This is a genomic window from Ammonifex thiophilus, assembly GCF_003368535.1.
Classification (GTDB): Bacteria; Bacillota; Desulfotomaculia; order Desulfotomaculales; family Ammonificaceae; genus Ammonifex; species Ammonifex thiophilus.
Map to the genome: position 1 here is coordinate 1 of NZ_QSLN01000017.1, position 21,301 is coordinate 21,301.

A 21,301-nucleotide genomic window follows, 5' to 3' on the forward strand; every position below is an offset into this window, starting at 1 on the left:
GGAACTAAGCCGGCCTAGCCTCAGTAGTTTGATCCCTTAATGGCGCAGGTACCGGGACTATCCTGGCGGCGAGGTTTCCATGAAGAGAAGTTTTCTCCCGAACCACCTACTAACTCTTGACGCGCACGCGCACCCTTTAAAGTTTTTGCCTACCTCCAAGTTTTGCTATAATGGAAGAAAAATTTCGCTTGCCACCGCTTGAGCAGGAGGGAACTGGAGCTTGAAAGACCGGAAAGAGAACGGTCCGAAGACCAATATCTTGGCCGGGCTACTTATAGGCCTGGCCGCAGGTTATTTCGGGGGCCTGGTGGGACTGGGTGGCGGGGTCGTCATGATTCCCCTCATGGTGGGTGTGCTGAGATTCAGCCAGCACAAAGCCCACGGTACCAGCCTAGTGGCCCTGGTGTTCACCGGCCTGGCCGGAGCCTTTTCTTACGCCCGGGAGGGCTCAGTAGACGTTCTGGCCGCCGTTTTGCTGGCTTCCACCGCTATTTTCACCGCCCGCTTCGGTGCCCGCTTCGCTCACGCTTTGCCCGAATGGAAATTAAGGCGCTCCTTCGGCGCTTTCCTCATTGCTGTCTCTTTGCTTCTCTTGCTCAAACCCTATATCTTTCACGCTTCCCATCGGATAGGAGAATGGCCGGAGGCTTTAATTCTCCTCTTTGTTGGTCTTTTCACTGGCTTCCTTTCCGGCATGATGGGTGTGGGAGGAGGCTCCCTCATGGTGCCCGCCATGGTTTTGCTTACCGGCTTTTCCCAACACACTGCCCAGGGGAGCTCCCTTCTGGCCATGGTGCCGGCAGGGGCAGTGGGCGCTTACACCCACTGGCGCCTGGGAAACGTCAACGCCCAAATCCTGCCGGGGCTAATCCTGGGAATCATAGCCGGTTCTTACCTGGGAGGCTTCTCTGCGCATCTCTTGAGCGAAGGAGCTCTGCGGGCCGTATTCGCCGCCGTCCTCATCTGGACCGGCGCAAGGTACCTGCGGACACCTAGGCCCAAGGAAGAAAAGGAAGCCAAGCCTGAAGCCGAGCCCGCAGCTAGCAATCCCGGCAAGAGTTCGCCTCCCACAACGTAGCCGTTACCCGCACCAAAGGCAAGCTCATCTCCTACTTCGGCAAAGAGCTCCAGTCGGTGGACCTCCTTTGGAGGCTTCGCGGCGGCCGCGATGGACTTCTCTTTAGCTGCTCCGAGTGCCGGAAAACGGTGAGCCTCCGGCGACTGGCAGAGGAGTTAATAGCCGAGCTCGGCCTCCAGTGCCCCCGCTGCGGCGAAGGGAAACTGTGCTACCGCACGAGCAGCCCTTTCTTAGGCTGCGACCGCTTCCCCGCCTGTAGATACACTCTCGATTTACAGTAGCTTTTCTTTGGGCAGGAAATTTTTCCTCGGTGACGAAATCGATAGAAAAAGCAGGACCGGCTTCTGGGAAGGAAGAAATGCAAGGTCGGCCCGCCGGGCTTTCCGTGATCGGACAACTGCGATTGCGGAAAGTTCGTGGGGGGTAGAGTTGATGGGCCTGTGCATTTACTGCGGGAGGTCGGAGGGGATTTTCTCCAATAAACACAGCTGGACAAGATAGTTTCTTTCATCCCCTATGCAGACAGAGTCGGCATCCAGAGAGACACACAGCTACCTGCGGCAATTTTAAGGGGGTGGTTTGATGAGCGCTGCTCCATGGCGGCGTGTTAAGCGGTACGTGGACTCAGGGGTCGAGACCCCCAAGGTCGATTTAAAATAGACTTTGGATTTATCTAATAAACCGGGTCAAGCCGAGTTTGCCAGAAAGGAAAACCTTTTGATTGGCGAATCTCGTAATTAACTGATCGGAGGAAAGGGATGGATTGCCTCTTAAAGCAGATAATAGATGCGATCGACCATGTAGGCTCTTCCTACCATCAGCTAGTGCTGGTGGTTGGTCCTTTTGGCGCGGGTAAGACCACCGCCCTTAAGGAAATCGCCGAGCAGCGAAACTATCCTTACATCGACGTCAGCCTAGAACTGAGCCGAGCCCTTCTCGAATTTACCCAAGTGCAGCGTTGTCTACATGCCCAGCGTCTTATGGAAGATATCGTAAGCCAGGCAGAAAGTTCCTGCGTTTTGTTGGATAACCTGAGTCTGCTTTTCGAGCCTTCACTTAGGCTTGACCCCCTGCGGTTGCTCAAGCAGCTTTCCCGCCGGCGGACGCTGGTTGCAGCCTGGGACGGCTCCATTAAAGAAGGGCGGCTTTTATATGCCGAGCCGGGGCACCCCGAGTATCGCGCTTACCCGCTGGAAGGAGAAAGCGTCATCTTTATCGAAACTGAGGGGGAGCAAAGGGAAGGGGTCGAATCATGAAGTACGGTGATCTTATACAATTTGAGCCGCTGGAGACGATCATCGAGCTGCGAAGCGCCGACGATTACTCTCAGGCCGAACGCCTGGTGGCCACCTATGTCATCTCAGAAGACATGAAAGAAAGGCTGACGGAGATCGTCTTCCCCAACCTCCAATTTGAAAGGCCCGCCGACAACAAAGGCCTCCTGGTAGTGGGAAACTATGGCACCGGCAAATCCCACCTGATGTCGGTTCTTTCGGCCATTGCCGAGCATAAAGACCTGGTTGGCAGGTTGAAGTCTCCGGAAGTTGCCGAGGCGGCTCAGCCCATCGCCGGGAAGTTTAAAGTGATCCGCACGGAGCTGGGCTCCACCACTATGGATTTTCGCGAGTTCATCTGCGCCGTGCTGGAAGAAGGCCTGGCGCAGATGGGCGTAAGCTTCAAGTTCCCTCCCCGCGATAAAATTCCCAGCCACAAACCCGCCTTTGAAGAAATGATGGCGGCCTTTCACGAGCGTTATCCGGATCATGGTCTTTTGCTGGTGGTAGACGAACTCTTGGACTATCTGGGAAGCCGCAAAGATCAGGAATTGATGCTGGATTTGATTTTTCTCCGAGAAATCGGAGAAATTTGCAAGAACCTGAGGTTCCGGTTCATAGCGGGTCTGCAGGAAGCGCTCTTCGACAATCCGCGCTTTGCTCCTGTAGCCAATACTCTCCTAAAAGTAAAAGACCGGTTTGAGCAGGTTTTCATTGCCCGGCGCGACATCAAATTCGTGGTGGCGGAGCGCCTGCTTAAGAAAACGGCGGAGCAGCAGCTAAAAATCAGAGAGCACCTGCAGAAATTTACCCGCTTTTACGGGAACATGAACGAGCGGCTGGATGAGTTTGTTTCTCTTTTCCCCATCCATCCCGACTACATCGAGATGTTCGAACGCGTAAGGTATGTGGAGAAACGGGCCATTCTGAAGACCATCTCTCAGGCCATAAAGGGGATGCTGGATCAGGAAGTCCCTCCCGATGCCCCCGGCATTCTCTCTTACGACCACTACTGGAAGGTGCTCAAGGAAGACCGCTCCTTCCGCACCATTCCCGAGGTTCGCGAAGTTATAGAAGTAAGCACCAAGTTGGAAGAACTGGTGGAGACCGGTTATCCAAAAGGCAAAAACAAAGACCTGGCCCGGCGCATCATATGGGGTTTGAGCCTGCACCGCTTGACCATTGGGGATATCGAGAAGCCTGTAGGTCTCACGGCAGAAGCTCTGCGAGACACTTTATGCCTTTTTGATCCCTTGGTGGCCGAGCTGGGAGGTGATCCGGCCGACGACCTGCGGGGCGAGGTGGAAACCGCCCTCCGACTTATCGTGCAGACGGTAAACGGACAATTCATCTCGGCCACCGAGCAAGACGCCAAGGGCCGTCCCAGCGGCCAGTTCTACCTCGACATCAAGAAGACTGTGGATTACGACGCCCAAATCTACAGGCGGGCCGAAAGCCTGGACAACCAGCGGCTCGATCACGCTTACTTTAAGGCCCTGGCCCGGGTTCTCGATTGCTCCGACAGCTACTACCCCGACACGCACCTGGCCTGGGAATACGAAATCGAGTGGAAAGAGCGCAAGGCTCCTCGCATAGGCTACATGTTTTTCGGCACCCCCAACCAGCGCTCCACGGCGCAGCCGCCCCGTGATTTTTACCTCTTTTTCTTACCGATCTACGAGCTCCCTCCTTTCAAAGACGAGAAGGAGCCCCGGGACGTTTTCTTCCGCCTTTCGCGGCGAGACGAACTTTTCGAGACCAACCTTAAGCGCTATGCCGGGGCTTTTGATCTGGCTCAGGTGTCCTCGGGTAAAGATAAAAACATCTACGAAGAAAAGGCCAATAAGTATCTCCAGGAACTGGTAAAGTGGCTGCGAGAGAACGCCCTGACCGCTTTTGACGTCACCTATCAGGGCCGAACCAAGCCATTGCAGGAATGGATCAAGAAGGGGCTTTTGCGCGCCAGCCGGGAAGTTGACGTTAGGGACCTCGTCAACCTGGTGGCGTCCACCTGCTTAGCCGCTCATTTCGAAAACTTGGCGCCTGAGTACCCCGAATTCTCCGTGCTCATAACGAGCCAGAATCTCGGCCAGGCAGCGCAGGATGCCCTGCGCTGGATGAAGGGGGCCGTTCAGCCCAAGCTGGGAAGAGCGGTCCTGGAAGCTCTGGAGCTTATAGAAGACGGCCGGCTGCATCCCCGCAACTCCAGGTATGCCAGATACATCCTCGAGCTTTTACAGGCCAAAGAGCCGGGGCGGGTGCTCAACCGGGATGAATTGATTCAGGACGTGTACGGTGTTGAGTACATGGCTCCGGACCAATACCGCCTGGAACCGGAGCTGGTGGTGGTGCTTCTGGCCGCCCTGGTGTACACGGGCGACGCCGTACTGGCCCTGCCGGGCAACAGAAAATTTGACGCCGGTTCTTTCGGGGAACTGGTGGAAACGCCCATCAAGGAACTCGTCAACTTCCGGCACCTGGAGCGGCCCAAGGAGTGGAACCTGCCGGCTCTGCAGGCCCTCTTCGAGTTTTTTGGACTCCCCACCGGCCTGGCCCGGCAGGTAACCCAGGGGGATAGCGAACCCGTTCAGGGGTTGCAGGCGGCCGTGGAGCAACTTCTTGAGCGGGTGGCGCGGGCGCAAGAGCGTCTTAGAAGCGGGACTTTTCTCTGGGGCCAGGAGCTCCTTCCCAAAGATCGGAAGGAAAATTACGCTGCCAAGTTGGCCGAACTCAAGGGCTTCCTGGAGTCGCTCCGGGTTTACTCCTCGGCCGGTATGCTCAAAAACCTCCGGTACGATGTGCCGGCGATAGAAGCTCAAAGGGAAGGACTGGAAGCCCTGAAGCAGGTAGAAAATCTGCTGGATCTGATTCAGGATATGGACGCCAAAGTGAGGTATCTTTCCGAGGCCGAAAAAGTTCTTCCGGAGCATCACCCCTGGATAGAGGAGGCAAAAAAGGTTAAGGAAGACCTGCTGGTTCGGGTAAGCGACTTCTCATCTGCCGCCAGGGTGGAGATAGAAAGAGAACTCGCGGCTCTAAAAAGGAGCTACATCGAAAGTTACGTGGCCCTCCATGCAAAGGCCAGGCTGGGCGCGGCTGAAGACAGGCGCAAGTCGGAGTTCCTGAAGGACAAGCGCCTGGAGGCGCTGAGGAAACTGGCCACCATAAATATTTTGCCTACCGGCCAACTGACCGACCTTCAGAACCGGCTGGCAGAGCTCAAAAGCTGCCCCAACCTGACCACACAGGAGCTGGAAGAAAGGCCCTGGTGCCCCCACTGCGGCTTTAAGCCCAGGGAGGAAAGCGCAGACGCCTCCGCAGCCACGATTCTCCAGTCTCTAGACGAGGAGATGGATCGGCTTTTGGAAAGCTGGACCGCGACCCTTGTCGACAACCTGGCCGACCCGACGGTGCGGCAGAACCTGGAGCTTTTGAAGCCGGAAGTCAGAGTTAAGGTGGAGGAGTTTTTACAGACGCAAAAGCTGCCCTCGGAACTCGAAAACGACTTTATCCAGGCCGTCCGCGAACTGCTCAAGGGGCTCAACAAGGTAACGATCGGAGCCGACGAGCTAAAGAGGGCTTTGGCTCACGATGGGCAACCTGCCACCTTGAAGGAAATAAAGAAGCGCTTCGAAGATTTCCTGAATGAGCGAACGAAAGGCATGGACCCGGACACGGTAAGAATTGTGCTGGAGTAAGGGAAGCGAGGTGGCGGAATTGGACCTGGAACTTTTTGCGCCGGAAAAGCAGTCTTTGAAGCAGGGCCCAGTGGAATGTTTGGGGCTGACCTTTGAATCTGAGGAGGCGCGTCGGGCCTATTTCCTGGGCAAGCTGCGCGAATCTCTAGAAGAGCTGGAGGCTAAGCTTGGCGGAGTGCCTTTCACCGGCGTGGAAGAAGCGGTGGCACGCTTGAAGTCAATTGAGAAGTGGCCGATGGGGGATGAGGAACGACTTTTGGAGCTGGCCAGGCGGATGGCCAGGGCGGCCCGGCGCGAGCCGCACAAAGATCTTTTGCAGCTCTGGAAGGATGAAGTGGGCTTCCCGCACGGGAAGATGGAAGATATCTTGCGTCTTTCCGATCCACCTTATTACACTGCCTGCCCCAATCCCTTCGTAGAGGATTTCATCCGGCACTACGGCAAGCCCTACGATCCAGAAACCGATAACTACCGCCGCGAGCCCTTTGCTGCCGACGTGAGCGAGGGGAAAAACGATCCCATCTACAATGCCCACTCCTACCACACCAAAGTGCCGCACAAGGCCATCATGCGCTACATCCTGCACTACACCGAGCCGGGGGACCTGGTTTTTGACGGCTTTTGCGGCACGGGCATGACTGGAGTAGCGGCCCAATTATGTGGAGACAGAAACGCGGTGGAGGCCCTGGGCTACCGGGTAGAAGCGGACGGCACCATCTTAAAACCTGAGGAGGAGAACGGCCAAACGGTCTGGAAGCCCTTTTCCAAGCTGGGAGCGCGGAGGGCTATCTTGAACGATTTGTCTCCGGCGGCCACTTTCATCGCTTACAACTACAACACCCCGGTGGATGTGGAAGCTTTTGCGCGCGAGGCGCGGCGCATTTTGGAAGAGGTGGAGGCCGAGTGCGGCTGGATGTACTTGACCCTGCATAACCCCATGGAAGAGCAGATGCAGAGGGCGCTTAAGGAACTCGATGAACTCCCCCAGCGCAAGAAGGGGAGCCCGGACCTTCCCTGGGGCCGGATCAACTACGTGGTTTGGTCAGACGTCTTCATCTGCCCTTCCTGCGCCGGAGAAGTGGTTTTCTGGGAGGCAGCGGTGGATAAGGAAGCGGGGAAGGTACGCGACGAGTTTCCCTGCCCCCACTGCGGCGCCCGCCTTACCAAGCGCAGCATGGAGCGGGCCTGGGTGACGAAGTTCGACAAGGCCATAGGCGAGACTGTCCGCCAGGCCAAGCAGGTGCCGGTGCTCATCAACTACAGCGTGGGCAAGAAGCGCTTTGAGAAGACGCCGGATGCCTTTGACCTGGCGCTCATCGAGAAGATCGAGAGCCTTGATATCCCCTACTGGTACCCGACCGATCGGATGCCGGAGGGGTATAATACCGAGCAGCCGAAAGTGTCTCACGGCATCACCCACGTGCACCATTTTTACACGAAGAGAAACTTGTGGGTGTTGGGAGGACTATACTTTAGATTTCCAAATCGATTAAATGGCTGGTTATGGTTATCTGGACAAAATCGCGATACAAGCAAATTAACAGCAGTTGATATAAAGAAGTTTTTTATAGGTGGCGGCGGTCCTATGTCAGGAGGCGTTAAAGGAACACTCTATGTACCTTCTATATATGTTGAGAAATCTCCTATATTCTCATACATAAACAGGCTAAAAACTTTAACCCAAAAGCGGTGGCATAATGGTTCACAAAGTTTCTATTGTTTTACTAACTCTTCATCGTATTTGCTATTTCTCGGGCAGGATGTTGACTACATCTTTACCGACCCCCCCTTCGGCGGCAACCTGATGTACTCCGAACTCAACTTCCTCTGGGAGGCCTGGCTGAAAGTTTTCACCAACAACAAAGAGGAGGCGGTGGAGAACCAGGCGCAGGGGAAGGGACTTCGGGAGTACCAGGAGATCATGACCCGCTGTTTCAAGGAGTATTACCGGGTTTTGAAGCCCGGGCGCTGGATGACGGTGGTCTTCCACAACTCCAAGAACAGCGTCTGGAACGCCATCCAGGAGGCCATCCAGGAAGCCGGGTTCGTCATAGCTGACGTCCGCACCCTGGATAAGAAGCAGGGGACCTTTAAGCAAGTAACCTCAAGCGGCGCGGTCAAGGTGGACCTAGTTATTTCTGCATACAAGCCAAACGGTGGGTTGGAGGAGCGTTTTAAGCTCAAAGCCGGCACGGAAGAGGGGGCGTGGGACTTCGTCCGCGCCCACCTAAAGCAGCTGCCCATCCCGGCCGGGAAGGGCGGGCGCCTGGAGGTTTTGCAGGAGCGAACGGCCCACATGCTCTACGACCGGATGGTGGCCTTCCACGTCCAGCGGGGGGTGCTGGTGCCCCTTTCTGCGGCGGACTTCTACAAGGGACTGGGGCAGCGCTTCCTGGAGCGCGACGGCATGTACTTCCTGCCCGAACAGGTGGTGGAGTACGACAAAAGGCGCCTTAAAGCCAAAGAGCTGGCCCAACTCGAGCTTTTTGTTGTAGATGAAGCCAGCGCCATCCAGTGGCTCAGGCGCGAGCTGGCCAAAAAGCCCCAGACCTTCCAGGAACTCCACCCGGAGTTTACCAAGCAGACCAGCGGCTGGCACAAGCACGAAAAGCCCCTGGAGCTGAAAGAACTTCTGGCCCAGAACTTCCTCTGCTACGAGGACAGGGGCCCCATTCCGAAGCAGATCGTTTCTTGGCTCAAGTGCTCCGAGAAGTACCGGGACAAGATCAGAAAACTGGAAGCGGAGGGGCGCATGACTGCCGTGGGCCTTGAGACTGACGACCCGGAGCTCATCGCTGCCGCCAAGGACCGCTGGTACGTGCCCGACCCCAACAAGGCGGCCGACCTAGAAAAGCTCAGGGAAAAGGCTTTGCTCAAAGAGTTCGAGGAGTACCGCAACTTCACCGGCCGCAAGCTCAAGGTCTTCCGCCTGGAGGCTGTGCGCGCCGGCTTCAAGAAAGCCTGGCAAGAGCGCGACTACCGGACCATCATCGAAGTCGCCCGCAAAATCCCGGAAAGCGTCCTACAGGAAGACCCCAAACTCCTCATGTGGTACGACCAGGCACTCACGAGGGTGGGGGAGTAACAGCGCATGGCCACATTGGGCTTCCCAAATCGCCTGAGGAGGTGGCTTTGATGACCTTGCAAAGAATGAAGGTTTCTAACTTCAGGTGTCTAAAGAATGTTGAAATTAACTTTGAGCCAGATTTGACAATAATCGTCGGGGAAAACGATAGTGGAAAATCTTCCCTTTTTGATATACTGAAGATAATAGATGAGAAAGGATTACCTGACGCTAACGACTTTGGCTTTGGTGAAAGTGAGATATCTTGTGAACTGGAATTCCCGTCTAGCAAAATCTGTATAAAATTCAGAAAAGAAAGCGATGGAAGAGTTATTTCTATTGTTACTGAATTAGTTTGCTGGGGTGAACTAAAAAAGTATCTGGAGGAACCTGGGAGCATAGATGAAGTTCCGGTTGAAACAATAAAGATATTGCTCATGCGGTATGGAGAACCTACGCGCAGAAGGACTCAGGAGGGTATCAGGCAGGATTTTGTGGCACTCCTCCAGAGGAATGAGGAAAAAATTAAGCGCAATGTGACTGAGGAAATTGAAAAAGGGTCGTTTGACATGCCGGTAGAAGTTATTCGCCTAGACGGAAAAAAGTTTGAGGATATAAGCGCATTTGTCAAGGATATTTACTTAAAGCAAGACCTTCAAGGAACGTGGAACGCCAAGGTTAGAGTAGGAGAAGAACAAAAATCCCTTATTGATATATTTCAGGAAAATCTAGACTGCATTGCAAAGCAAAGACAAGAGGAAGTAAAAAAAGAGGTCCTACCCAGTCTTAGAGAATTCCTACCCAATGTTGAAGAAATCACAATAAATATTGAATATTGTCCTCGTGATGTAGTAAAAGATGTGCAGGTAAGTGTGAAATTCAAAGACAGTACGGGAACGGAGATTCTTTTTGATAAGAAAGGTGACGGCACTAAACGTCGAGCAACTCTAGCTCTGCTTAGACATAGAATGAAAAAAGAAAGCAGTGAAAGGTTTAAGTTGTTGCTCTTAGATGAACCTGATACGCACCTTCATGTAAAAGCCCAGTATGAATTGATTAGTACGTTACAGCAAATTGCGCAAGTAAATCAAGTAATCGTTATAACTCACTCTCCATTTATTTTGAATAACGTGAATCCATCAAGTGTAAGATTGTTATACCCCGAAAATGGTGTAACAAATGTTAAGCAGGTCGGAGATGAAGAGGATGTTAAAAACATTCTTAAGTCCTTAGGCATAGAAAATGTCTCTCTCTTCTTTACTAGGAAGATTTTGGTTGTTGAAGGAGAGTCTGAAGAGATTGCTATTCCGATGCTTTTTAAGAAATATACGGCTAGTACCCTGAACAATGAACTGATCACGCTTTTAAACGCGAAAGGAGTCGACAATGTGGCCCATCTTGCCCGTGTTATAACTGAACTAATGAGTGATATACCGCTAGTGGTTTTGATAGATAGTGATTTTAGATATAGAAGAGAGACTAAGAAACTTTTGGAAGATTTAAAAAGTCATAGAGGAATAAAGCAATTTACAGTGGGCTACAAAGAGTTTGAAGATGCTTTTGAGGTAGATGTGATATACGAGTCAGTAAAAAATGCTTACGGCGATAACATAAAAGATGATTGGGTCAGAGAAAGAATTGAGGAGATTAGGCGCGAGCTAGAACAAAATCCTAATTATAAGTTCAGTGACGCCTTGGTCAAGTTATCAGGTCGTAGCAAAAAAGAAATAGCCGAAGCCATCGCTAGATACTGCCCAGTGGAAAAAATCCCCGAGGACTTAAAAAGGCTGTTTGATTCTTTAAAATAAGGCTTGGGTAGTTATGAGAATTTGGAACTTAACCAGATGGACTGTGATGAGGAGCGAAAACGTTCCTAATGGGAATTTCTGGGCTGTCTTAAAAAGTCGCGGTGAGCCCTGCCGCATCCTCCAAACGGAAACGCTCTGGGGCCAGACCTTCTGCCGCGTCTGGCTGCCCGTTGAGGGTATCGTCGTGCGGGTGCGGGCAGAGGAACTTGTGCCTCTGGAAGAGCACACCTCTTCCCTCGGAGCGCACCACTTGGCTTACGTGGCGGCCGCGGCCCGCATCGAAGAAGCGCTGGCCCAGGGGGTTCTGCTGGCCCCCCTCTCGGCCTCGGTAATTCCACTGCCCCACCAAATTTACGCTTTGTCCAGGGCCGTTTCCAGCGACCGAATTCGCTACCTTCTGGCCGATGAGGTAGGCCTGGGCAAAACCATCGAGGCCGGGCTCATCATGCAGGAGCTCAAGCTCAGGGGGCTTGTGCGCCGCACGCTGGTGGTGGCCCCCAAGGGCCTGGTACGGCAGTGGGTGAGCGAGATGCGCCTGCATTTCAACGAAGATTTCCAGCTGGTGCTGCCGGAAGACCTCTCGGCTTTACGACGCCTGTCAGGCGGCAACCCGTGGAAGCACGTGGATCAGGCGGTGGTCCCCATGGACTCCGTAAAACCTTTAGAGAAACGGCGGGGCTGGGGTGCGGCTCAGGTGGCAGCCTATAACCGCGAGCGCTTTGAAGACCTCATCTCAGCCGGCTGGGATCTCATCATCGTGGACGAGGCCCACCGCCTGGGAGGAAGCACGGACGAGGTGGCCCGCTTCAAGCTGGGCCAGGGCCTGGCAGCAGCCGCCCCTTACCTCCTGCTCCTCTCGGCCACGCCCCACCAGGGAAAGACCGATTCCTTCCACCGCCTCCTGAGCCTTTTAGACCCGGAAGCCTTTCCAGATAGGGAAAGCGTAACCCGGGAACGCGTGCGCAAGTACGTTATCCGGACGGAAAAGCGCCAAGCCGTAGATTTAGAAGGCAAACCCCTTTTCAAGCCTAGGCAGACCCGGCTTTTACCCATCTCCTGGGGAGAGCGGCACCGGGAGCAGCGCCTCCTCTACGAAGCGGTAACGGAATACGTGCGTCAGGGCTACAACCAAGCGCTAAAAGAAAAGAAAAATTACCTGGGCTTCTTAATGATCTTGATGCAGCGCCTGGTGACCTCCAGCACCAGAGCCATCCGCACAGCATTAGAGCGGCGGCTAGAAATCTTAAGCGCTCCGCCGGAGGGGTTCCCGCTTTTCCCGGTAGCTTCTGTGGAGGAGTGGGCCGAGCTCGACGGCGAAGAGCAGATGGACTTGCTGCTGGCCTCGCGCCTTCAGGCCCTTAAGAACGAGCGGGCGGAAGTGAAAACCCTTCTGGAGGCGGCCAGGCGCACGGAAGCGGCCGGACCCGATGCCAAAGCCGAGGCTCTTTTAGAGCTGATCTACCGGTTGCAGCAGGAAGAAGCCGACCCCGAACTCAAAATTCTGGTTTTTACCGAATTTGTGCCCACCCAGGAGATGCTGCGAGATTTCCTGCAAGAGCGAGGCTTTTCCGTGGTCTGCCTCAACGGCTCCATGGATCTGGAAGAGCGGCAGAAGGTGCAGGAAGCCTTTGCGCGTGAGGCGCAGATCCTCATTTCGACCGACGCGGGAGGAGAGGGGGTCAATCTCCAGTTTTGCCATGTAGTTGTAAACTACGATATTCCCTGGAACCCCATGCGGCTCGAGCAGCGCATCGGCCGGGTGGACCGCATAGGGCAAAAGAAAACAGTCCGCGCGATAAACTTCGTTCTGGAGGGCACGGTGGAGCACCGCGTCCAGGAAGTCCTGCAGGAGAAGCTGGCGGTAATTCTGCAGGAGTTTGGCGTGGACAAAACGGCGGATGTTCTCGATTCGGCCGAGGCCGAAAAGATTTTCGATAAGCTGTACCTGGATGCCTTAATGGAGCCTGAAAAATTGGAAGACAGAGTGTCTTCCCTCCTGAAATCCCTCCGGGAACAGGCCCAAGTGATGCGGGAGAGTGCCTCCCTTCTGGAAGGAGAAAAAGCCTTTGACCCCGCCCGAATTTCGCAGTTGATAGACCCGCGCATCGAATACTGGACGGAAACCATGACCGTAGCCTATTTGAAGGCGCACGGCCAGGCCAAACGGGAAGGGCGAACCTGGAGCCTCGTCTGGCCCGACGGAGAAAAGCAGGAAAACGTGGTATTTACTGCTAAAGAGGCCGAAGTTACACCTTCTGCGACCTACCTGGCCTTAAAAGATCCCCGTGTGAGTCGTCTCATGGCCCAGCTTTCGCCTTTCTTCCCAGGACAACCGATTCCCGTCATGCGGCTGGCCGATCTGCCGGAAGAGGTGCGGGGATTCTGGTCTTTATGGAAAATAGCCGTCTGCACCGCCGATAAGTCCTGGCGCAAGCAGCGTGTGATTCCCCTCTTCCTGCATGACGACGGGCGGACTTTTCTACCTGCAGCGCAACGTATCTGGGATCGGTTGCTCTCCGGCGAACCGCAGGAGCCCGAGGAGTACTTGAAAGGTCCGGAAGCTGCTAAAGCGTTCAACCGCCTTCGGGAAATTGCCGAAAAGCAAGGGCACGCAGTTTACGAGGAGCTCCTGAGGGCCCACCAGGACTTTTTAAACCGCGAAAGAGAAAAAGGCATGTACACTTTCAGCGCCAGGAGGCAAGCTGTGATGCAACTTGGCCTGCCCGCTGTGCGCAGCCATCGCCTGGCCAAGCTGGAGGAAGAAGAGAAAGAGTGGCTAAGGAAACTTGAGAAAAAGGCCGATGTGGTGCCGGAAATGGTGCCTCTCCTCGTGGTCAGGGTGGTAGGGGGCTTGGACTAAATGAAGAGCTGGCGCGACCTTATCCTAAGCGAATTTGAGCCGGGAGCAGGGGAACTGATCCTGGTTGCCGATCCGGATAGACTTTTGGTAGAAGAAGAAATTCTTCGCACCCTCCGGGAGCGCAACTACGAGGTTGTTATCTACGACGATCCGGTGCACTTCCGCTTTTTTTATGAATCCAAGTACAAGCCGCTGCAGAAACAAGACAGATCTCTGGGGCTGGTGGTGATCGTTCAGACCTCAAACCTTTACTGCCTCCCTTACGACCTCTGGCAGACCGGACGAAGAGTCTCCTTCAGCCTGGCTGACATTTTCCCTCAGCTAAGCTACCGGGTACTGGTAGAACTGGATCGAGCGGATTTTGACCTCCTTTACAAAGCCTGCCAAGGACATTGCCACAGCAGATTGGGGGACAACGCCACCAAAGACTTTGTCTTAAATCACGTGTTCGGAATTTTTCCGGAGCGTATAAGGGAACCTCACGAGCTCCTTCACGTTCTCATCCGGCATCACTATCAAAGGCGGCGCCTGCCCAAAATCTTGGAAGAACGTTTTATCCAAGTCCTGCAAAGCAAGGGAGGATTTACTGAGTGGCCGCTGGAGCAGATAGTTTCCGATCAAGAAGCTTTCTTTGCCTTCCTGCAAGAGAGGTGGAAAATCTTTCTTGACCGCCTGGTTCACGGGAACAGTTTTGCCGCCGAGCCGTCGGCCACCTATGACCTGCGCTTTGACGGGCCTTTGTTGCTCCCCTTCGATCATCCAGAGGTCAAGCCCTACATGGACAATCTTTTCCTTGAAGGATATCTAACTCCCGTGCCCCACCCGCAGGCGAACAGGCTGGCCGGTCAGTGGGTGTCTGTCGGCCTCAAAAAAGACCCATGGGAGCGGTTCTTCGGCTTGGCCGCAGCAGCGGAAAAGTCGATACCTAAAGACCACGCCCGCTACCACGAATGGCTGGAATTTGCGCGGCGTTGGGCAGAACTTACCGTTTTATATTTCGAACTTCCTCTAGCTCCCGGAGAGCATCTGGAAGAAAAAGCAAAGCAAGCAGACGAAATGTACGGCAATCTCCGCCGGCAGGTGGACAAGGCCTTTTTAATCTGGATGCAGCAGCGTTACAGCGCTCTTTACAACCAGCCGGCCGTTCCTCCCGCAATGGTTCACCATATTCCTCGCTATCTTGCCTACCTACGGGATAAGAAGAAATTTGAAAAACTGGCCCTGATTGTGGTGGACGGGCTTGCTATGGACCAGTGGCTGGTCGTAAAAGAAGTCCTTGCAGATAGATGGCCTCAGTTCCGCTTCCACGAAAGCGCAGTTTTCGCCTGGGTTCCTACGTTGACCTCGGTTTCCCGCCAAGCTATATTTGCAGGAGAACCACCTTTATTTTTCGCGAGCTACCTCGATAGCACTGGTAAGGAATGCTCTTTGTGGCTTCGTTTCTGGGCCGACCAAGGCTTGAGAGAAAGCGAAATAGGCTACCTGAACGTAGCTGGCGACGAGTCTCCAGAAAAAGAAGTAGGAGAAATTCCTGAGCGGCGGAGCTTCGTCTTGGGCTTGGTGGTACAAAAGGTGGATAAGATCATGCATGGGGTAGAGCTCGGAACGGCGGGAATGCACAACCAGGTGCGCCAGTGGGCACAAATGAGCTATCTAGGCAAACTGCTGGAGTTTCTCGTTGAAGAGGGATTTGAGGTTTTTCTGACTTCAGATCACGGCAATCTCGAGGCGCAGGGTATAGGACGTCCGGCAGAAGGAGCGACAGTTGACTACCGGGGCTACCGGGCCCGGATCTATTCCGATAAAGGTCTGAGAAAACGGACCAAGGAGCAATTCCCGGAGGCCTTGGAATGGGAATCCATCGGGCTTCCCGATAATTTTTTACCCTTGCTGGCGGCTGGCCGCTCCGCCTTCTGCCCTAAGGGGGAGAAGGTGGTTTGCCACGGGGGGATCTCGGTGGAGGAGGTAATTGTTCCTTTTGTCTACGTAGAGCGCGTTAGGGGGAAAACCTTGTGAAAGCACAGGTGGGATTCAGCCAGCGGATAAGGCTCGAGTGGCTCGATTACACTGCTCAGCTGGTAATAGAAGGCCATTCGAGGAAGGAAATCAAGGCTCGGCTCGAAGAGCTCCTGAAAAAGCATCTTTCGGTGGGACGGGACTTTCCTACCATTGGTAACCGGGAAAAAGCCATTGTCATTCTGCTAAAAATCTGGTCATCACCTCCCGAGTCCCTGGTGGAGTTTCGAAACGACGGGCTGAAGTTGCTCCAGGCTGTGTCTCCGGAGCTCCGCCTGGCCGTGCACTGGGGTATGACCATGGCAGTTTATCCCTTTGTTGCCGCCGTAGCCGAGATCGTAGGTAGGCTTTTGCTTCTGCAGGGTTCGGTTGCGCGGGCGCAGGTTCTAAGGCGGCTGTGCGAGCAGCTGGGCGAAAGGGAGACCGTAACTCGGGCTGCCCAGCGGGTAATCCGCTGCTTTGTTGATTGGGGCGTTCTCCAAGATACCCCTCGCAAAGGCGTTTATCAGAGTGGCCCGGTGCGCGAGATCGAGGACGAAAGGCTGGCCGCTTGGCTTGTAGAAGCGACCCTTATCGCCAGAGGGGTTACCCTGTACCCTCTGGACCAGCTGGTTGCGTCACCCGCTCTTTTCCCTTTTCGCCTAAGAAATATAACTCCCTGGGCCATAGAAGAAAACGGGCGTCTCACCGTCCAGCGCCAGGGCGGAGACAAGGATATGGTAGTAGCGGAGAGACGCCGCTAAGACCGGCGGTGGCGAACTTGCCGCCCAAAAGGATAAGCGGGGTTTCTCTCCGAGGTACTGGTGCAGCCGGAGCAGAATGTGAAGCCGGGAAGCAAGGAGAGGTGATAGTCATGATATCGCTGGCCGAGAGGATAAGAGGTGGAGTTTACGGGCTGGCGGTGGGGGATGCGTTGGGAGCTCCGGTGGAGGGGATGTCCCGGGCGGAGATCCAGGAGCGCCACGGCATTCTTCAGGATATGGTTGACGGGTGGCTTAAGGCCGGGGAGTGGACGGACGACACGGAGATGATGCTGGCTGTAGCCGAGGGGGTAATCAAGGACCCGGCCGATCCGGTGCCGCACATAGGAGAGGCTTTTCTTAGTTGGTGGGCCACCGATCCTCCGGATATCGGGAACATAGTTCGTTCGACCTTTCTGGTCTACACCTTTCTGAGAGATCGCTACCAGATAGACAACTGGCACCGGGCGGCCAGGGAGGTACACCAGCACCTGAAGCTCACCGCTGGCAACGGGGCGCTCATGCGGACGCTTCCGCTGGCCTTCGCTTACCCGGACCCGGCCGAGCTTTACATGTGGTGCATGGAGATAGCCCGCATGACGCACTGGGATCCGGAGGCGGGGCTCACGTGCTTCCTGTACTGCCGCACAGTGCAGGGCCTGCTGGAAGGGAAGGAGCTCCCGGCGGCCTTTGCCCGGGCGCTGGCCGAGATGAAAAAAGAGGCGCCGCCGGGCGAGGTGGGCCGGGCGGCCTCTTTGCTGACAGGGAAACTGGCAGGAGTGTTTGACTGGCCGGAAAAGCGGCTCAGGCCCAGCGGCTACACGGTGGACACCCTGGCCTGCGCCCTGTGGTGCGCGGCCCACTCGAAAAGCTTGGAGGAAGCCGTGGTAAAAGCGGTCAATCTGGGCGGGGATGCCGACACCACCGGGGCGGTCACCGGGGGCCTTGCCGGGGTGATGTACGGGTACGGAGCCATACCGCAGCGCTGGCTGGCCAAGTTCGATGATAACCAGCGAGCGAGGCTTGACGCCGCGGTGGAGGGGCTTATGGCCCTGGTAGAAGCGGAGCGCTGAGCTTCTTGCTTTTCAAACCCTGGTAAGCCTCACCTTTTCACCGTCGCGCACTCCCTTCAGGGCTTCAAGTTCCCCTTCTACCACTTTCCCTATCACCGTGACGGGGCTGTAGGGTCTGATTTCTCCCGGGCCCGATATGGGGGTAGGGCCGAAGAAGACGCACAAAGCCTGGCCCGGAGGCCAGTAGGCCACCTCCCCGAGCTCCACCGTTTCCTGCGGCTTCTCCTGGAGAAGCTCCAAAGGGGTCGCGAAGTAGATCTCGTCGCCCCAGGTGCTGACCTCAGCTTCAAGGGGCAGGGCTTCCCACACCTTCCTGGCTGTGAGAGTATCGTTGAGGGCGATTTTAAGCTTGAGCGTCCCTATTTCCAGCCACACCTGCATTACCGGCCAAAAACCTCCTTGGAGAAAACCTTCTCTTGTTATCATAATAGCAGGGCCGGAGGGCGGAGACACCCGCCGGGATGGCTCGGAAGGGAAGCCATCGAGTCCCTGGACTTCGGCAGGTTTCGGGATGGCGCTTACCCGGATGAAAGGCCAGGTTTTTCTTTTTCCGGGGAAGTGACAGCAGGAGGCTCCGGTAGGACAAAGGAACCGAGCTTTTCGTGCCGAAAATTTCTACCAGGAAGAAACTCTGCCAAAACTTCTCTGAGTATGATCTTAAGTATTTTTAATGAAAGGGACCCAACGCCAACAAGTTCGAACCGCAGGTGACGGGCGAGGTGGTTTCCTTCATCCAGCTGTCGCAGAGATAATGTTTGCGAAAGGCGATCAGCCGGTCAACCGGGGGGATCAGGGTGGCGTCTTACCAGCTTGATTACCTTCAAGTGCTGCTGGCTTCCTTTTGGCCTCCAGATCCGGTAATGCTTCTGCTCTTTCCCGGGCTGCCTCTGGTATCGCTCCTTTCTTTTATATGGGCGCTGAGGAGCTTGCGCGATAGGGAGAAATACCGGTGGGGCCTGATATTTCTGCTCTTCATCACCTTCTCTATTTCTCTGTGGTGGTTTCTCATGCCGTTAAGCCAGGTGGGTGCCGGCTGGCAGCTGTCGAACGGCAAGCTTCGGATCACCGCCTGGGCGGGCGCGGCCGAACTCGAGGTAAAGAACACCAGGGTGGCACTGGTGGATAGCTCAAGTTCCTGGCGGCCGGTGCTACGAACAAACGGTTACGGCACTCCGGGACTTACCACTGGCTGGTGCAAGCTGGCTAACGGGCAAAAGGCGGTGGTGTTCTGTTACCTGTGCCCCCAAAAGATGCTGGTCTTGCAGTATGATGGCCGGTATTACGTGCTGGCCCATCCGGGTGTGGAAAAGCTTTACCATCTGTTGCTGGCCGGAGGAGCACAGGAAGGAGTGGAAGGACCCGGAAAAGAGATGAAAGAGCCCGGCCGTCCGCCATCCTTCGAGACTCCGCAGGCGGCCAGGTGGGCCTGGCTGGCGCTGGCTCCGGGCATCGCAGGACTCTGGTTTTTGTTTGGGTATCTGGTAGATAGAGTGAAGCGGAGGGAGATAAATAAGGGAAGGACGCTTTTTCGCGAGGTGCAGCGAATGCCCGGTTGGCTTTTGCTGTTGCTTCTCTTCCTGGCAGCCGTGTTCTGGATTATGATGCTCCAGTTCTTCGTTTTAAGCCACGATCCTCCTGAATATGTAACCCCGGTCTTGTGGCTAGTCTTCGGCGTTATCTTTCCCCTGGTCCTCGGAACCGCTTACCTGGAAACAGTAGTACAGGAAGGGGCTTTGTACTTCCGCTACTTTCCGTATCATCTTTCTTACCGGTGTATCCCCTTCTCTAGGCTAGCGAAGAGCCGGGTCAGGATCTTCGACCCTTTCGGAGAGCTCGGCCGCTGGGGAATCTGGTGGTGGGGTGCTGATGGTGTGGCCTATACAGTGACGGGCAACCAGGGAGTGGAACTCTTCTTGACGGACGGAAAGGTGGTCCTGCTCGGTTCCCAGAGGCCGGAGGAGTTACAGCAGGTCCTGGAGCAGGCCCTGACCGGGAACCCGGCGGGCCGCTAAGGGAGATTTTGCCTGGATGTCACAACACTTTTGTACAGTTTGGAAAACCAGGTGGTTTGATGAGGTTGAGGGGTGTTGCCGGGCTTGTCCGCAAAAGCCATGAAAGCTTCAACTCCTGCTGGTGCGAGCTAAAGATACCGGCTTTCGCCTTCCGGTGACCCCGTTTAGCCCGATGTCGGCACAAACCTGGTAGGGTGAATCTTCCAGAGCGGTATCTGCGGTGGCGAGTTGACGCCACCCCTATCCCGGTAAACCACGTTCTGCAGGGGTAAAACGCACCCCATAAGTTTAGGGTAGAAATCTCGGGCCTAGACCCTTTGGCACCTAAAAACTTGCCGGGAAAGGAGGTACGTGCCTGGTTCGGAGGAGTCCTTGCCTGAAGTTAAATGAAGTTAAATCAGGTGGGTTTTACGAACCAGGGAAATAACATGTTCGCTGAGGGGAAAGTTTACGATCTTCCGGAGCTCCGGGGTAAGGAGAGGGTTTTCGCCGACCGGGAAGAGGCGGGGAGGGTGCTGGCCGGAATGCTGGAGAAGTACCGGGGCTCCAACGCTCTGGTCCTGGCCATCCCGGCGGGTGGAGTACCGGTGGCTGCGGTTCTGGCCGAGGAGCTGGGGCTGGAGCTCGATGTGGCGGTGGTGAGCAAGATCACTCTGCCCTGGACTACCGAGGCCGGCTACGGGGCGGTGGCCTTCGACGGCACGTTGCTTTTGAACCAGGAGCTAATTTCCTACTATGGACTGACCGAGGAAGAAATAGAGGAGGGGCGACAAAAGACGGCGGCCAAGGTGGCCCGGAGGGTCAAAGAATTACGGGGGGACCGCCCCTTCCCCCAGCTCAAGGGAAGACCGGTGATCCTGGTGGACGACGGTCTGGCTTCCGGCTTCACCATGCTCACTGCCATCCAGGCCCTGCAGAAACTGGGGGCCGATCGCCTGATAGTGGCCGTGCCCACGGCCCACTGGGGCGCTCTGGAGAGGGTGGCGCCCTATGTGGAGGCCATTTACTGCCCCAACATACGAAGCGGCTGGCGCTTCGCCGTGGCCGACGCCTACGAGCTCTGGTACGACGTGAGCGAGGAGGAGGTCAAGGAGCTCCTGAGCCGGCACAATGGATCCCGCTAAGTTGAAGCGCTCCGCTGCAGGAAGTCGAGAAAAGGAGGGGGCCGTCACAGGCCCCCTCACGGCTTCTTCGATCCTTGGCGGGCGGATCCCGGATGAATTCCTCCCGCCGGGGTAACCGCCTCTTACGGTATCTGCCGGTAATCCAGCGTCTCGCGCTCTGGGCTGGGGCAAAAGCCACCTCCGGCGTAGGTACCGGGAGAAAGCTCTCCCCGGAGGTAGGCTTCTACTGCGTCTTTTACCGTGCCGCCGGCCCCTATGCGGCACTCCATGCCGGCGGCGGCTATGGCCTGAAGGGCGTTGGGCCCCAGGTTGCCGGTGACGATGGCTTCCACTCCTTCTTCCTTAAGCATCTCCACCGTCCTGATGCCTGCCTCCGGTTCTTCCCTCATCCGGTTGGGCACTGCCCGGTAGCTTCCGCTCTCGGTGTCGTAAATGAGAAAGTGGCTGGATTCACCGAAATTGGGCTCCACCAGCGCCTCCGGGGTGTCCCCTTTGGCGGAAACGGCGATTTTCATAAAGTTTTGCCCCCTTTCTTTACCGCCTAATCGACTTTT

Annotated in this window: 14 protein-coding genes; 12 read left to right on the forward strand and 2 right to left on the reverse strand. The window is 55.5% G+C overall.

Going from position 1 to position 21,301, the window contains the following annotated elements; genetic code table 11:
- The first annotated feature begins 220 nt into the window (after window positions 1-220).
- From DXX99_RS09045 to DXX99_RS09090, 10 genes are all read left to right on the forward strand, one after another.
- Window positions 221-1,078, forward strand: coding sequence for a sulfite exporter TauE/SafE family protein (locus DXX99_RS09045; protein WP_205664685.1), 858 nt, complete (start codon window positions 221-223; stop codon window positions 1,076-1,078).
- A gap of 128 nt (window positions 1,079-1,206) precedes the next feature.
- Complete coding sequence (locus DXX99_RS12160) at window positions 1,207-1,359, forward strand: topoisomerase DNA-binding C4 zinc finger domain-containing protein (RefSeq protein WP_420809011.1); 153 nt, start codon at window positions 1,207-1,209, stop codon at window positions 1,357-1,359.
- Window positions 1,360-1,836: 477 nt separating this feature from the next.
- Window positions 1,837-2,334 carry a BREX-3 system P-loop-containing protein BrxF gene (gene brxF, locus DXX99_RS09055; protein WP_115793166.1) on the forward strand — a complete coding sequence of 166 codons (498 nt, stop codon included), beginning with the start codon at window positions 1,837-1,839 and terminating at the stop codon, window positions 2,332-2,334.
- Entirely contained in the window at window positions 2,331-6,050 is a 3,720-nt protein-coding gene (locus DXX99_RS09060) for a DUF6079 family protein (RefSeq protein WP_115793167.1), read from the forward strand. The genes brxF and DXX99_RS09060 overlap by 4 nt, the downstream gene beginning before the upstream one ends.
- A 274-nt stretch (window positions 6,051-6,324) precedes the next feature.
- Window positions 6,325-9,135: a DNA methyltransferase gene (locus DXX99_RS09065; RefSeq protein ID WP_205664686.1), complete on the forward strand. Its 2,811-nt coding sequence runs from the start codon at window positions 6,325-6,327 to the stop codon at window positions 9,133-9,135.
- Window positions 9,136-9,185: 50 nt separating this feature from the next.
- Complete coding sequence (locus tag DXX99_RS09070; protein ID WP_115793168.1) at window positions 9,186-10,922, forward strand: ATP-dependent nuclease; 1,737 nt, start codon at window positions 9,186-9,188, stop codon at window positions 10,920-10,922.
- 46 nt (window positions 10,923-10,968) lie between these two features.
- Entirely contained in the window at window positions 10,969-13,782 is a 2,814-nt protein-coding gene (locus tag DXX99_RS09075) for a DEAD/DEAH box helicase (protein WP_115793169.1), read from the forward strand.
- The gene (pglZ, locus tag DXX99_RS09080; protein ID WP_115793170.1) at window positions 13,783-15,798 is read left to right on the forward strand and encodes a BREX-3 system phosphatase PglZ; all 2,016 of its coding nucleotides are present in this window, start codon (window positions 13,783-13,785) and stop codon (window positions 15,796-15,798) included.
- Window positions 15,795-16,541 (forward strand): hypothetical protein, encoded by a 747-nt coding sequence (locus DXX99_RS09085; protein WP_115793171.1) that lies wholly within the window; start codon window positions 15,795-15,797, stop codon window positions 16,539-16,541. The genes pglZ and DXX99_RS09085 overlap by 4 nt, the downstream gene beginning before the upstream one ends.
- Window positions 16,542-16,651: 110 nt before the next feature.
- Window positions 16,652-17,611, forward strand: a complete 960-nt coding sequence (locus DXX99_RS09090; protein ID WP_115793172.1) for an ADP-ribosylglycohydrolase family protein — start codon at window positions 16,652-16,654, stop codon at window positions 17,609-17,611.
- 12 nt (window positions 17,612-17,623) lie between these two features.
- Here the strand turns inward: DXX99_RS09090 and DXX99_RS09095 are convergent, their stop codons facing one another.
- A complete protein-coding gene (locus DXX99_RS09095) occupies window positions 17,624-17,992 on the reverse strand; it encodes a cyclophilin-like fold protein (protein WP_115793173.1) in 369 nt (122 codons plus the stop codon).
- A gap of 413 nt (window positions 17,993-18,405) precedes the next feature.
- On the opposite strand from DXX99_RS09095, the gene DXX99_RS09100 reads away from it, so the two are divergent.
- Both DXX99_RS09100 and DXX99_RS09105 read left to right on the forward strand, forming a co-directional pair.
- Window positions 18,406-19,623 carry a DUF6141 family protein gene (locus DXX99_RS09100; RefSeq protein WP_115793174.1) on the forward strand — a complete coding sequence of 406 codons (1,218 nt, stop codon included), beginning with the start codon at window positions 18,406-18,408 and terminating at the stop codon, window positions 19,621-19,623.
- A 401-nt stretch (window positions 19,624-20,024) separates the two neighbouring features.
- On the forward strand, window positions 20,025-20,747 hold the full coding sequence (locus tag DXX99_RS09105) for a phosphoribosyltransferase (RefSeq protein ID WP_240610888.1): 723 nt from the start codon (window positions 20,025-20,027) through the stop codon (window positions 20,745-20,747).
- Window positions 20,748-20,869: 122 nt separating this feature from the next.
- Here DXX99_RS09105 and DXX99_RS09110 read toward each other — a convergent pair whose 3' ends face one another.
- Entirely contained in the window at window positions 20,870-21,262 is a 393-nt protein-coding gene (locus DXX99_RS09110; protein WP_115793175.1) for a NifB/NifX family molybdenum-iron cluster-binding protein, read from the reverse strand.
- Window positions 21,263-21,301 lie beyond the last annotated feature (39 nt).

Bases quoted from the DNA above. Each gene is read 5' to 3' on its own strand.
- DXX99_RS09075 (WP_115793169.1), top strand. From the start codon at position 10,969: ATGAGGAGCGAAAACGTTCCTAATGGGAATTTCTGGGCTGTCTTAAAA.
- DXX99_RS09060 (WP_115793167.1), top strand. From the start codon at position 2,331: ATGAAGTACGGTGATCTTATACAATTTGAGCCGCTGGAGACGATCATC.
- DXX99_RS09110 (WP_115793175.1), bottom strand. From the start codon at position 21,262: ATGAAAATCGCCGTTTCCGCCAAAGGGGACACCCCGGAGGCGCTGGTG.
- DXX99_RS09070 (WP_115793168.1), top strand. From the start codon at position 9,186: ATGACCTTGCAAAGAATGAAGGTTTCTAACTTCAGGTGTCTAAAGAAT.
- pglZ (WP_115793170.1), top strand. From the start codon at position 13,783: ATGAAGAGCTGGCGCGACCTTATCCTAAGCGAATTTGAGCCGGGAGCA.
- DXX99_RS09095 (WP_115793173.1), bottom strand. From the start codon at position 17,992: ATGCAGGTGTGGCTGGAAATAGGGACGCTCAAGCTTAAAATCGCCCTC.
- DXX99_RS09090 (WP_115793172.1), top strand. From the start codon at position 16,652: ATGATATCGCTGGCCGAGAGGATAAGAGGTGGAGTTTACGGGCTGGCG.
- DXX99_RS09065 (WP_205664686.1), top strand. From the start codon at position 6,325: ATGGCCAGGGCGGCCCGGCGCGAGCCGCACAAAGATCTTTTGCAGCTC.
- brxF (WP_115793166.1), top strand. From the start codon at position 1,837: ATGGATTGCCTCTTAAAGCAGATAATAGATGCGATCGACCATGTAGGC.